Here is a 13019-nt window from a genome sequence, read left to right on the forward strand (position 1 = left end):
CTATGACTGCACAAGCTGCTTCGAATCTTCAAGGCGAACGGAAACGAGCTTCGAGACGCCCGATTCCTGCATCGTGACGCCATAAAGCACATCGGCCTCTTCCATCGTCCCTTTTCGATGGGTGATGACGATAAACTGCGTTTGCCTGCTAAACTGTTTTAAATATTGCGCGTACCGCTGCACGTTCGCCTCGTCGAGCGCTGCCTCGACTTCGTCAAGAACGCAAAACGGCACCGGGCGCACTTTTAAAATGGAAAACAAAAGGGCGATCGCCGTCAGCGCCCGCTCGCCGCCAGAGAGCAAGCTTAAATGCTGCAGCTTTTTCCCCGGCGGCTGAGCGACAATGTCGACTCCGGTTTCTAGCAGGTCGCTCGGATCGGTCAGCCGCAAATCGGCGCGGCCGCCGCCAAACAGCTCGCGGAACACCTCGCCAAACTGAGCGCGGATTTGTTCGAACGTCGAGAAAAACCGTTTTTTCATTTCCTCATCCATTTCGTCAATCACTTGGTGAAGCGTCGCTTTCGCTTCTTCGAGGTCGGTTTTTTGCTCGCTTAAAAAGCGGTGCCGCTCGGAAACGCGCTCATATTCGTCGATCGCCCCTAAATTGACAGTGCCAAGCTCATCAATGGCGCGCTTGATGAGCTTCACCCGCTTGCGCGCCTCCTCGACCTCGATATGAAGCGGGTACGCGGAACGGGCCGCATCAAACGACAGCCCGTACTCTTCACGGAGGCGGGCAAGCAAGTTGTCGAGTTCCACATCCAGCCGGTTCAGCTTCACTTCCTCGTCTTTCACCGCCTCGGCGAGCTGTTTATGCTGCCGCTTCGCTTCTTTCCATTCCCGCTCCAAATGCTCGAGCCGCCCTTGGCAGTCAAGCCGCTGCTCGCGGCGGCTGGCGATCAGTTCAATCGTTTTTTGCTTGTCTTCCAGTTTTTGCTGACGCTGCGCTTCGAGTTCGTCTTCGTTCCACGCCGGTGCGTTCATTTCCGCGACCAAAGCGGCCCGCTCCTGTTCGGCTGCCCGAAGCTCGCCGTCGGTTTCCGCCAGCTCGGCTTCCAACTCCTCGGCTTTCCGGCGCGCGTGCTTCACCCGCTCCCTCGTTTCCGCCAAGGCGATTTTTTCCTCGGTGATCGCTGCCTGAAGCGCCTCTTTTGTCGTTTGTTCCGTCTGTTTTTGCGCCTGCAGCCGGCCGATGTCCCTGTCGATCGCCTGCAGCTTCTCGGCCAGCTGCTGAAGCTGCCCGTCAATGGCGTGCAGACGGTTGTTCAGCTCCGCGATTTCACGCTCATCGTTTGCTTTTTCTTCGTCATATAAGGCGAGCCGCTCATCGATTCGCTTTTTTTGCCATTCGATTTCGCGCTGTTCATCTTTTTGTGCCTGCATTGCCTGCTGCAACCCCGAGAGCTCTTGCTCGAGCGCGGCCGCCTCTGCTTCCCGTTCCGCCCGTTCGCGCTGTTTCGCCGCGATGTCGCGCTCAAGCTGCGCGATTTTTTCATCCATTTCCTGTAGTTTCACCGCAAGCGTTTCGAGCTCGCGGTTTCGGCTTAATAGGGAGGCCGCCTTTTTCGTCGCCCCGCCGCCCGTCATGGCCCCGCCCGGGCTGACGACATCGCCGTCGAGCGTCACGAGCCGGTAGCGATAATGAAGAAGCTTTGCCAGCTCGTTCGCCCCTTTTAAGTCAACCGTCACGATGACGTGGCCGAGCAAATGGGCGATCGCCGCCGCATACGCGCGCTCACACTCGACGAGCTCGCTCGCAACGCCGACAAACGCCGGGTGGCCGCTAACCGCCGCCCGCTCTCGTTCGGAAAGGAAGCGCGCCTGGATGACGTCAAGCGGCAAAAACGTCGCCCGTCCGTAGCCGTTCGCCTTCAAATAATGAATGGCTTGCCGCGCCGCCGATTCGCTGTCGACGACAATATGCTGCATCGCCCCACCGAGCGCCGTTTCGATCGCGGTTTCGTAGCGGTCCGGAACGCGGATGAGCTCAACGACCGCACCGTGAATGCCAGGCAGCCGGCCGCGCGCTTTTAATACTTCTTTCACCCCTTGAAAAAAGCCGGCGTAATCGTGCTGCATCTCTTCAAGCCATTGCTGGCGCGCCTTTGCCTGTTGCCGATATTGGCGCGCCTGATGGAGCAGCGTTTCTTTCTGTTCAAGCTCCGTGTTTTGCGCCTTAAGCGCGGCAGCGAGGACGGCTTGTTTGTCGCGCGCTTCGGCCATGGCCCGTTCGAGGCGGGATTGCTCGGCGGATAAAGCCATCCGCTTTCGCTCGAGCTGTTCGCGTTCGGCGAGATGATGGCCGTTCGCTTCCGCCAGCGACGCCTGCTTGGCGCGCAGCCTGCTGATCGCTTGCTCTACATGCATACGCTCGTTTTTCAACGCCGCCTGTTCGTGGACAAGGTCAATGTAGTCACTCTTTCGCTGTTCAATTTCTTCGTCAATATTCATCTCATACGCCGAAAGCGACGCCTGCTTCTCTTTCAACGCTTTCTCAAGCGCCGCGGCGGCTGCCTCGAGCTCGGCGAGCGCTGCCTGCTCCGAATGGAGCTGTTCCGTGAGGCGGCGCCGTTTCGCCGCTAGGGCAGCGGTCGCTTCATCGAGCTGCGCGATTCGTTTGGCGGCATGGTTTTTCCGCTCTTTCAGCACTTCTTTCCGCCCTTCCAGCTTTTCAAGCTCCTCGCTCGCTAAGAGGAGCACTTGCTGCAAGCCGTCGACGGATTCGTCAATGGCGGTGATTTGGTCGCGCAACTGCTCAATGTCCGCTTCCATTTTTTGCAACACTGCCGCCAGCGCCCCTTCATCTTGCTGGTGCTGATCAAACGCTGCCTTCAGCCCGTTCCATTGCTCATACAGCTGCTCGATGTCATGCACCATGAGCGCCACTTCAAACCGCTCGAGCTCCTCCCGTTTCTCCAAATATTCTTTGGCGGCCGACGCCTGCATCCGGAGCGGCTCAAGCTGCTGCTCAAGCTCGTGCAAAATGTCGTTCACGCGGTGCAAGTTATCTTGCGTTTCCGCCAGTTTCGTCTCCGCCTTTTTTTTGCGCAGCTTATATTTCAAGACACCGGCCGCTTCTTCAAAAATCGTGCGCCGCTCTTCCGGCTTGCTGCTTAAAATTTCTTCGACCCGGCCTTGACCGATGATCGAAAACGCCTCCTTGCCGAGCCCGGAGTCGAGAAACAGGTCGACAATATCTTTAAGACGGCACGGCTGACGGTTGATGAAAAATTCGCTTTCCCCGGAGCGATAGACGCGCCGGGTTACGCTGACTTCCTGGTACTCTAACGGCAAAAAGCCGTCCTCGTTATCAAGCGTGATCGTCACTTCGGCCACGTTGAGCGGCTTGCGCGAATCGCTGCCGGCGAAAATGACGTCTTCCATTTTCGCGCCGCGCAGCGACTTCGCGGACTGTTCCCCGAGCACCCAACGGATCGCATCCGTAATGTTGCTTTTGCCGCTTCCGTTCGGGCCGACGACTGCCGTCACGCCGGGAACGAAGTCAATCGATACGCGATCGGCGAACGATTTGAAGCCGATCACATCCAACCGTTTGAGGAACATGGTCTGGTGCCTCACCATCTTTCCGCTGTAATCCGTTATGAACATCCCCTCCCGCCGGACAGGACGGCGGACGAGAAGATTGTATCTTTTATCAATATACCATACAAAGACAGAAAAAAACGCTAATAGGAAAAATGTTCATAGAAAAAGACTGACGTCAAGCGCCAGCCTTCTATTGCCTGTCGGCGGCCCGCAACGTTTCGAGCGCCATTTGCGCCGCATGCTGCTCCGCCTCTTTTTTCGAGCGGCCGACGCCGATGCCAAGTTCTTGGCCGTTCAGCGCCACCCGGGCGACAAATTCTTTATTGTGGGCCGGTCCTTTTTCTTCCAAAATGGCGTATTCAAGCGTTCCGCTCCCGTCGCGTTGCACCAATTCCTGCAATTGGCTTTTAAAATCCATCACATGAGAAAAAGCACCTTCGTCGATCTTCGGGAACATCGTTTGGCCTAAAAAACGAATGACCGCGTCCATTCCTTGGTCCAAATAAAGAGCGCCGATAAACGCCTCGAACACATCAGCGAGCAGCGCCGGCCGCGTCCGCCCGCCGGTCAGCTCTTCGCCTTTGCCGAGCAAAACAAGCTCGCCGAACGACAAAGCGTTGGCAAATTTCACAAGCGACGGCTCGCAGACGATGGCCGCCCTTAGCTTCGTCAATTGCCCTTCGCTCATATGCGGAAACTTTTGAAATAAATATTGAGAAACGGTCAGCTCCAGCACGGCATCGCCTAAAAACTCGAGCCGCTCGTTGTCCTCATGGAGCCGCCGCCGATGCTCATTCACATACGATGAATGGGTGAACGCCTGCATCAACAGCCTTTCATTTTGGAAGGTGATGCCGATCTTCTTCTGCAGTTCTTGAAACTTCGCCCGCCTTTTTTCATAAATGCGCTCTTTATCTTTTTGTTTTGACATAAAAATGCCCTCCGACTTCGTTCCAGACAAACTGGCCGTATGCTATTTTTATTATATCCGTTCGCCGCCCCGCTACGCCAACGGGGACGGTTCGCTTTCCCCCAGGAACCGCCAGGCATTCTTAAAAAAGCAGAGAAAGCCCCGTTCGGAGCAACGGGACTTTGCAAAAAAGCGGCATTACAGATGGCTTTTTATGTAGTTCACAGCATCTCCGACTGTGACGATTTTTTCCGCTTCTTCATCGGAAATTTCCATGTTGAATTCATCTTCGAGCTCCATGACCAGTTCGACGATGTCGAGCGAGTCGGCGCCCAAATCATCTTTGAACGACGCCTCAAGCGTCACTTGTGATTCGTCAACCCCTAAGCGGTCGACAATAATTTTCGTTACACGCTCCAATACGTCTGCCATTGCGTTCACCTCCCTTCATGATTATAGTCCATTCGCCAAAAAAATACTAGAGGCGTTTGATTATGGCATCACCATGCCGCCATCGACATGAAGCGTCTGGCCGGTCATATAGCCGGCCGCGTCCGAAGCGAGAAACGCGGCGACGCGGGCGACGTCATCCGGCTCGCCGAAGCGGGCGAGCGGAATTTGCTTTAACATTTCTTCTTTCAGCTCCGCGTTGAGCGCTTCCGTCATGTCGGTCGTAATAAATCCCGGCGCGATGGCGTTGACCGTAATGTTGCGGCTGGCGAGTTCGCGCGCCGCCGTTTTCGTCAATCCGATGACGCCGGCTTTGGCGGCAACGTAATTCGCCTGCCCGGGGTTGCCGATCACGCCGACGACCGAAGCGACGTTGATGATCCGCCCATAGCGCTGTTTCATCATCGGTCGTGTAACGGCCTTCGTACAAAGAAATACCCCTTTTAAGTTCGTGTTAATCACGGCATCCCATTCTTCTTCTTTCATCCGCATCAATAAATTGTCGCGCGTAATGCCGGCGTTGTTCACCAAAATGTCGAGGCGGCCGAATTGGTCGAGCACCGTTTTTACCATGCGCTCCACATCCTCGGCGCGGGCGACATCCGCCTGCACGGCGAACGCCTCGCGGCCAAGCGAACGGATCGTTTCAACAACTTCGTTCGCCTTTGCTTCGCTGCCGGCATAGTTGACGGCAACGTTCGCCCCTTGCCGGGCGAGCTCAAGAGCGACTGCCCGGCCGATGCCGCGCGACGCTCCGGTGACGAGGGCGATTTTTCCTTCGAGCATCGTTATTCTCCTTTCAGCGCCGCAACGGTCGCTTCTAGGGAAGCAAGATCGTTTACCGCATAAACGCGGGCGTTGCGGTCGATTTTTTTCACGAGGCCGGCCAGCACTTTCCCCGGCCCAATTTCCACAAACGTGTCGACACCAAGCGCCAAAAGCGTGCGCACCGACTGCTCCCAGCGCACCGGCGAATACAGCTGCTCAATGAGCAGGCGGGCGATGTCTTCTTTCTTCGTCATCGGCTCGGCAGTCACATTGGCGACGACCGGAATGTCGGCATCCCGGATGCTCAAGCCGGCAAGGACTTGTTGCAGCTGCTCCGCCGCCGGTTTCATGAGCACGGAATGAAACGGCCCGCTCACTTCAAGCGGAATGACGCGCTTAGCGCCGCGCTCTTTTGCCAGCTGCCCCGCTTTTTCCACTCCCGCTTTCGAGCCGGAGATGACAATTTGCCCCGGGCAGTTGAAGTTGGCCGGCTCGACCGGATCACCTTGGGCAGCAATTTCGTTCGTCACCGCCTCGAGCGCCTCCGCTTCCATTCCTAACACCGCAGCCATCGTACCTTCGCCGGCCGGCACCGCTTCGTCCATCAGTTCGCCGCGGCGGCGCACCGCGTAGACGGCGTCGGCAAACGACATGGCGCCGGCGGCGACGAGCGCTGTATATTCGCCTAAACTATGGCCGGCGACATAATCAGCCTTGAAACCGGCGGCTTTGACGAGCTCCAGCAAAGCGATGCTCGCGGTCAAGAGCGCCGGCTGGGCGTTGTACGTGAGTGTCAACTCCTCTTGCGGCCCGTTGAACATGAGCGCTGAAAGCGGAAATCCGAGCCGTTCGTCGGCCGCTTCGATGACCGCTCGGGCGCGGGCGTCATGGTCGGCGGCGTCTTTCGCCATGCCGACCGTTTGTGATCCTTGGCCTGGAAATAAAAAGGCGATTTTCCCCATTCCCGTTCCTCCTTGATTTATGATGTCCGTTCCAGCTCCGCTTTGATCGTGCCGATCACGTCATTCGCCACCATTTCGCGCGCCTGGCGGACGGCGTGGAAAATGGCGTTCGCATCGGATGAGCCGTGCGCTTTAATGACCGGGGCGTTCAAGCCAAACAGCGCGGCACCGCCGTATTCAGAGTAGTCCATCATCTTTTTCAGCCCGGAAAGCTTCGGCTTGAGCACAGCGGCGGCGAGTTTGGCCGCCACGCTGCTTGTCAGCGTCTGCTTGAGCAAAGAAAAGAGCGCCATCGCCGTCCCTTCGATCGTTTTTAAAGCAACATTGCCGGAAAAGCCGTCGGCGACGACGACATCGGCCACTCCTTGCAGCAAGTCGCGCGCTTCGACGTTGCCGATGAAATGAAGGTTCGTTTCTTTCAGCAGGACAAACGCCCGCTTCATCGTTTCATTCCCTTTTTGATCTTCTGTGCCGACATTGAGCAAACCGATGCGCGGATTCGCGATGCCCCGCACTTGCTTGGCGTACACATGCCCCATCAGCGCATATTGCTGCAAGTGTTCGGGGCGGGCGTCCACGTTGGCGCCGACGTCTAAAAAGACAAACCCTTTTCCGTCCACCGTCGGCAGCGTCGGCGCGAGCGCCGGCCGGTCGATGCCGGCGATCCGTCCGACGACAAACAGCCCGGCGGCCATGAGCGCCCCGGTATTGCCGGCGGAAATGCAGGCGTCCGCGCGCCCTTCTTTCACCTCTTCGGCCATGCGCACCAGCGACGAATGTTTTTTGCGCCGCACCGCCCGCACCGGCTCATCGGTCGCTTCAATCACTTCATCGGCGTGGATGACCGAAATGCGCTCCTCACTCGGCAAGTACGGGCGAATTTTCGCTTCATCGCCAATTAAGGTAATGCGGATATCGGAAAAATGCGCGGCGGCTCTTGCCGCCCCGCGCACGATTTCTTGCGGGGCATGGTCTCCCCCCATAGCGTCAATCGCGATGTTCATTGCTGTCGCCATCCTTTTTTTCCATGTTTGAGCGATACATTTCGAACGTTCCCGAAAACACGAGCTCTTGGCCGACATAGCTGTTCACGTCAACGACCGTGCGCCCGCTCTTCGTTTTGCCGGTCACTTTCGCTTTTGCCACGACCCGCTCGCCTTCTTTCACTTGACGCACGAAGCGGATCGTCGCTTTCGCCGTCAGCGCCAATTCGTCGTGGATGACGGCAACAGCAAGCGAATTCGCCTGGGCGAACAAATGGTGGCCGCGGGCGATACGGGTGCGCCGAAAGACGTGTTCCTCTTTGACATCGAAAATCGAAATGGCGCTCGCGTCCGGCTCGATGTCAATGATGTCGCCAATCACTTCCTCAAGCGGCAGCGCCCGCACTTTATCGGCGAACGATTGGCGGGCGACGTGCTTGATGCGCTCGCGCAACTCGGGAATGGACAGCTCAAGCCGGTCGAGGCGGATCGTCTGCACGCTGACGGAAAATTTCTCCGCCAGCTCTTCGTCAGTCACAAACGGGTTTTCCCGGATCGTCTCCTGCAGCAGCCGTTGCCGTTCGCGTTTGCTTTTTCTCATCGATTTGTTACACCGTCCGATTTTATGACTAGGTACTAAAAGTAATATATAATATCAAAAAACGGAATGCAAGCGAAAAAAGTGAAAAGCGTCCACATGTTGCCGAAAACCGTTTGTCAGCAAAAATATGATTCGGACTCAACCTGCCATGCCGATGAAAAGCCATCGGTTCCTTCCAGCGATGATGTGTGATCGCCCAAAAATCAAGTTTTTACAGAAATCCATTCATCCAACCTTTAGAAGGCCGGTGAATTAATGGGGCATAGACTTCCCACATGTCGAATTTTGGAGGCCATTCTCCCCGCCGTTTGGCGCCAAAGGATGGGAAGACGAGCAGGACTTCCTGCTCCCAATTCCGGTTTTGTGAGTCGAAGGGTTTTTGGGGGCTTTCATGATCCGCTCACGCTCCATTCCAACGATTTTTCTTCCTTTTTCGACATAAGCCCCCTAAATCCCTGCCTCAGGGTGTACTTTTTTCACCGGCCTTTTAGGCCCTGAAAGAAAACAGCCGTGAACTACCCCCACTTAATTTTCTAGCGAAAATTTGAAGTGGGGGCTTCCAAAGAAGTTTGACTGCTTCAAGCAATCCTTATTCTTTGAGGCGTGTCCACTTCGCCGCTAGAGCATAAGACACTTTTCCTTGTTTGGCAAGACTGATCAAACCAAAGAAAGATTTAAAGGCTTCATTGACCTTTTTTAAAATTTGCTGTGCCATGTTGCTGTTTAACAGCTTATAGTTTTCGTTAGTTTTTGCAAGATGATCGTTTTTCTCATAATTAAGAAATTCCTTGTGTTCAAAATAGTATTGTCTGACATTGTACAATCCGACGTTGTACATGTTCTTGGCAATATGGCACAGTTCTCGAAGAGTCAAGTATTCTTCTTTGGTCAAACCATTTAGCTGTTGTTTGATACAAAAATACATGTTTTCACCTCCCATCTAACTATATGATACTATATTTTACTGAATCTATCCTATTTTCAGCAAAATATAGTTAAGGCGATTCATCTCCCACTTACTCCGCTTCGCTTCGTTGAAGTGGGAGTCTTCTCGCCTAATTAAGATAAAAAACAGCGGGGCGCGCATGCGCGCCGGCCGCTTCGCTCGCCTATTAATCTAACTTTTCCCCGTCGAGCACGCCGGACGCTTCCAGCTCGGCGCGCAACCCGGCGTACATCTCGTCGCGCCAAAACGCGGCGGATGAAACGAGCTTGGCCGCATCGCGGCGAGCGACTTCTAAAATGCGGTAATCATGCACTGGGTCGCCGAACCGGAATTCCGGAAGCCCGCTTTGCTTCGTGCCGAAAAAATCGCCCGGTCCGCGCAGCTCTAGGTCTTTTTCCGCAAGCACGAACCCGTCCGCCGTTTCCGTCATAATATGCATTCGTTCTTTGCCGATTTCCGACTTCGGGTCAGCGATTAAAATGCAGTACGACTGGGCGTCGCCGCGTCCGACCCGGCCGCGCAACTGGTGAAGCTGGGCAAGCCCGAACCGCTCGGCATCATAAATGACCATCACCGTGGCGTTCGGCACGTTCACCCCGACTTCGACGACCGTCGTTGAAACAAGGATGTGAATGCGGTTTTCGCTGAACGCCCGCATGACCGCTTCTTTTTCATCGGCCGACAGCCGGCCGTGCATGAGACCGACTTCGTATTTCCCGCGATAGTAGTGGACGAGCTGGCTATGGACATCAATGGCGTTTTGCACATCCAATTTTTCCGACTCTTCAATGAGCGGGCAAATGACGTACGCTTGATGGCCGCGGCGCAGTTCGTTTTCCATAAAATCGAGCACGCGGGCAAACTGATTATGCTTCACCCAATATGTCTCCACTTTTTTCCGTCCGGCTGGCATTTCATCAAGCACCGAGACATCCATATCGCCAAACGCTGTGATAGCGAGCGTCCGCGGAATTGGCGTCGCCGTCATCATCAACACATCCGGTGCGTGCCCTTTCTCGCGCAGGATGCGGCGCTGCTCGACGCCGAACCGGTGCTGTTCATCGGTGATGACGAGACCGAGCCGGCGGAACTGCACCCCTTCTTGAATTAAGGCGTGCGTGCCGATGACAATATCCACCATCCCGTTCTCTAACTCCGCAAGCAACTCTTTGCGCCGTTTTCCTTTCACCGAGCTTGTGAGGAGCGCGGCGGTCACGCCCGTATGAGCAAGCAGTGCAGCGAGCGAGCGGGCGTGCTGTTCAGCTAAAATTTCCGTCGGCACCATCAACGCTCCTTGGAACCCGGACAGCACGGCGGCATAAAGCGCAACCGCGGCGACGACCGTCTTGCCAGAGCCGACGTCGCCTTGCAAGAGCCGGTTCATTTGCCTTGGCGCCCGCATGTCGGCCAAAATTTCTCCGATGACGCGCCGCTGGGCGTTCGTTAATGAAAACGGCAACCCGGAAACAAACGAGGCGACCTGCTCTTCCGAAAACGAATGGATGATGCCGCGCCGTTCGTCGCGCATAATCTTCCTTAATGCCTGCATTTTCAATTGATAAAGCAAAAACTCTTCATAGACGAGCCGGCGCCGCGCCTGATGCAGCTCTTCGCGCGAACGCGGAAAATGAAGGGCCCGAACCGCCTCTTGTTTGTCAACGAGGCGGTAGGCCCGGCGCAAGGCGGTCGGCAGCAAGTCAGGAATATGCGCGCCGAACTGGGCGAACGCTGACTTGATCAGCCGGCGCATCGATTTGACCGTCAGCGGGCTGCGCACCGAATAGACCGGCTCAATGCCGGCCGCCTCCGGAGCCGCCCCGAACCGGAGCTCATATGCGTTGATCGTCTGCCGATGCCGATCCCATTTGCCGATGACCGTCACTGTTTCGTTTAAAGCGATTTTTTCCTTCAAATACGGGCGGTTAAAGCAAACGACGGTGACCAAATAGCGGCCGGCCAACAGCCGAAAGGAAAGGCGCGACTTTTTTTTTCCGTAATACGTCAAAAGCGGAGCGCTATGCACTTTCCCTTCCACCGTCACCTTTTCTTCATGACGGACGGCGGCCAAATCTTTTTGTTCGTAATCATCGTATCGGTACGGCGCGTAGCTAAGCAGCTCGCCGACCGTCGCGATGCCGAGGTCGGCGAGCGCGGCCGCCGTTTCTTCGCCGATGCCTTTGACCGCTGTCACCGGTTGTTGCATCATTTCATTCACTTTGTTGCCGCAGCAGCGCCGAAAATGCGGGCCGCAATGGCGCGGCCTGTCGGCGTGGCGGCCAGCCCCCCTTGCGCAGTTTCTTTGAGCGCTACCGGCATGGCCGCACCGATGCGATACATCGCTTCGATCACTTCGTCGCATGGAATGCGGCTTTTGATGCCGGCTAGCGCCATATCGGCGGCAATCATGGCGTTGGCCGCCCCCATGGCGTTCCGCTTCACACATGGCACTTCAACAAGGCCAGCGACAGGATCACAAACCAATCCAAGCATATTTTTTAACGCGATCGCCATCGCTTCCGCCGCTTGGCTTGGCGTCCCACCAGCCAGCTCGACAAGCGCGGCGGCAGCCATGCCGGCCGCTGAGCCGACCTCGGCCTGGCAGCCGCCGGCAGCGCCGGAAATGGACGCGTTATTGGCGACGACATACCCAAACGCTCCGGCCGTAAACAAAAATTCGATCATTTCCTTTCTTGACGGCTGCAATTTTTCTTTTACCGCAAACAGCGTCCCCGGGACGACGCCGGCCGAGCCCGCTGTCGGTGTAGCGCAAATGACGCCCATTGCCGCGTTCACTTCGTTTGTCGCCATCGCTTTGCTGACGGCATCCAAAATCGTTTCCCCTGACAAAAACCGGCCCGCCTCAATATAGCGTTGCATCCGCATCGCATCGCCGCCGGTCAACCCGGAGCGGGACACGACCCCTTGCAGCCCTCTCTCGACCGCCCGCTCCATCACCTCAAGATGCCGATCCATTTGCGCGACAATCTCTTCCCGGCTGCGCCCGCTCACCTCTACTTCTTGGCGGATCATCACTTCAGCAATTTTGATTTGCTCTTTTTCGGCTAGCTCGACAAGCTCAGCGACATTGCGAAACATTCGTTATCCCATCCTTTCCTAGCAAAGCCACGCTGTTGTTTAACCTTGCTCCCACTCGCAACCGCTTTCTTGATTAGTCGACAAGCTTTGTGACTTGAATGATGTTCGGCAGCTGTTCCAATTCCTGAATAAGGTCATCTGTCAGCGGCTGATCGACCTCGATCGTCATCAACGCCTCTTTCCCCTTTTCCTTGCGCGACACTTCCATATGGCCGATGTTAATCGCATGCCTCGCCAACGCGCTGGCCACTGCCCCAATCGTCCCGTAGCGGTCATTATGCATGATTAATAGCGCCGGATGGTGGCCGGACAACTTCAAGTCAAAGCCGTTCAACTCGACGATTTCGATTTTCCCCCCGCCGATGGAAACACCGACAAGCTCGAGTTTTCCCCTGTCATCGCCAATCCGCAGACGCGCCGTATTCGGATGATGCGGAATCGCCTCCTCGGTGAAAAAGGATACATCGAGCCCTTCGATGCGGGCGATCTCAAGCGCGTTCGGCAGGCGGTCATCAAACGTGTCAAAACCGAGCAGCCCGGCGACGATGGCGACATCGGTGCCGTGACCGCGGTACGTTTCAGCAAACGAGCCGTAAAACGAAATGCGCGCCCACGCCGGTTTTCTGCCGAACAGCTTGCGCGCGACAAGGCCGATGCGCGCCGCCCCCGCCGTATGCGAGCTCGAAGGCCCCACCATCACCGGACCGATAATATCAAAGACGCTTTTGTATTTCATCGCTGCGACCCCCGTTCGTGT

10 protein-coding genes and 1 pseudogene are annotated in these 13019 nt (G+C 56.1%); all 11 read right to left on the bottom strand.

Annotation, left to right across the window (positions count from 1 at the left end):
• The 11 genes and pseudogenes from smc to sdaAB all read right to left on the bottom strand — a co-directional run bounded on the left by smc (position 1) and on the right by sdaAB (position 12998).
• Positions 1-3564, bottom strand: a complete 3564-nt coding sequence (gene smc, locus B9L21_RS10470) for a chromosome segregation protein SMC (protein WP_063166323.1) — start codon at positions 3562-3564, stop codon at positions 1-3.
• 172 nt (positions 3565-3736) lie between these two features.
• Positions 3737-4477, bottom strand: coding sequence for a ribonuclease III (gene rnc / locus B9L21_RS10475; RefSeq protein WP_063166324.1), 741 nt, complete (start codon positions 4475-4477; stop codon positions 3737-3739).
• A 177-nt stretch (positions 4478-4654) separates the two neighbouring features.
• Positions 4655-4888, bottom strand: a complete 234-nt coding sequence (locus B9L21_RS10480; RefSeq protein WP_020959317.1) for an acyl carrier protein — start codon at positions 4886-4888, stop codon at positions 4655-4657.
• A gap of 60 nt (positions 4889-4948) precedes the next feature.
• Positions 4949-5692 carry a 3-oxoacyl-[acyl-carrier-protein] reductase gene (gene fabG / locus B9L21_RS10485; protein ID WP_063166325.1) on the bottom strand — a complete coding sequence of 248 codons (744 nt, stop codon included), beginning with the start codon at positions 5690-5692 and terminating at the stop codon, positions 4949-4951.
• Positions 5693-5694: 2 nt separating this feature from the next.
• Positions 5695-6636, bottom strand: a complete 942-nt coding sequence (gene fabD, locus B9L21_RS10490) for an ACP S-malonyltransferase (RefSeq protein WP_063166326.1) — start codon at positions 6634-6636, stop codon at positions 5695-5697.
• Between the two features lie 17 nt (positions 6637-6653).
• Complete coding sequence (gene plsX, locus B9L21_RS10495; protein ID WP_063166327.1) at positions 6654-7640, bottom strand: phosphate acyltransferase PlsX; 987 nt, start codon at positions 7638-7640, stop codon at positions 6654-6656.
• Positions 7624-8220 (bottom strand): transcription factor FapR, encoded by a 597-nt coding sequence (gene fapR / locus B9L21_RS10500; RefSeq protein ID WP_063166328.1) that lies wholly within the window; start codon positions 8218-8220, stop codon positions 7624-7626. Before fapR ends, plsX begins: the two co-directional genes overlap by 17 nt.
• Positions 8221-8845: 625 nt before the next feature.
• Positions 8846-9145: pseudogene (locus tag B9L21_RS10505) on the bottom strand (RNA-guided endonuclease TnpB family protein); the annotation flags it as partial.
• A gap of 187 nt (positions 9146-9332) precedes the next feature.
• A complete protein-coding gene (gene recG, locus B9L21_RS10510) occupies positions 9333-11381 on the bottom strand; it encodes an ATP-dependent DNA helicase RecG (RefSeq protein WP_063166330.1) in 2049 nt (682 codons plus the stop codon).
• Positions 11378-12262 carry an L-serine ammonia-lyase, iron-sulfur-dependent, subunit alpha gene (gene sdaAA, locus B9L21_RS10515; RefSeq protein WP_063166331.1) on the bottom strand — a complete coding sequence of 295 codons (885 nt, stop codon included), beginning with the start codon at positions 12260-12262 and terminating at the stop codon, positions 11378-11380. The genes recG and sdaAA overlap by 4 nt, the downstream gene beginning before the upstream one ends.
• Positions 12263-12335: 73 nt before the next feature.
• Positions 12336-12998 (bottom strand): L-serine ammonia-lyase, iron-sulfur-dependent subunit beta, encoded by a 663-nt coding sequence (gene sdaAB, locus B9L21_RS10520; protein ID WP_063166332.1) that lies wholly within the window; start codon positions 12996-12998, stop codon positions 12336-12338.
• Between the last annotated feature and the right edge of the window lie 21 nt (positions 12999-13019).

Origin of the sequence: Geobacillus uzenensis, assembly GCF_002217665.1 — a bacterium.
Lineage (GTDB): Bacteria > Bacillota > Bacilli > Bacillales > Anoxybacillaceae > Geobacillus > Geobacillus subterraneus.

Excerpts from the sequence above, each read along its gene's own strand:
- fabG (WP_063166325.1), bottom strand. The coding sequence starts at position 5,692 with ATGCTCGAAGGAAAAATCGCCCTCGTCACCGGAGCGTCGCGCGGCATC.
- sdaAA (WP_063166331.1), bottom strand. The coding sequence starts at position 12,262 with ATGTTTCGCAATGTCGCTGAGCTTGTCGAGCTAGCCGAAAAAGAGCAA.
- fabD (WP_063166326.1), bottom strand. The coding sequence starts at position 6,636 with ATGGGGAAAATCGCCTTTTTATTTCCAGGCCAAGGATCACAAACGGTC.
- sdaAB (WP_063166332.1), bottom strand. The coding sequence starts at position 12,998 with ATGAAATACAAAAGCGTCTTTGATATTATCGGTCCGGTGATGGTGGGG.
- B9L21_RS10480 (WP_020959317.1), bottom strand. The coding sequence starts at position 4,888 with ATGGCAGACGTATTGGAGCGTGTAACGAAAATTATTGTCGACCGCTTA.
- plsX (WP_063166327.1), bottom strand. The coding sequence starts at position 7,640 with ATGAACATCGCGATTGACGCTATGGGGGGAGACCATGCCCCGCAAGAA.
- rnc (WP_063166324.1), bottom strand. The coding sequence starts at position 4,477 with ATGTCAAAACAAAAAGATAAAGAGCGCATTTATGAAAAAAGGCGGGCG.
- smc (WP_063166323.1), bottom strand. The coding sequence starts at position 3,564 with ATGTTCCTCAAACGGTTGGATGTGATCGGCTTCAAATCGTTCGCCGAT.
- fapR (WP_063166328.1), bottom strand. The coding sequence starts at position 8,220 with ATGAGAAAAAGCAAACGCGAACGGCAACGGCTGCTGCAGGAGACGATC.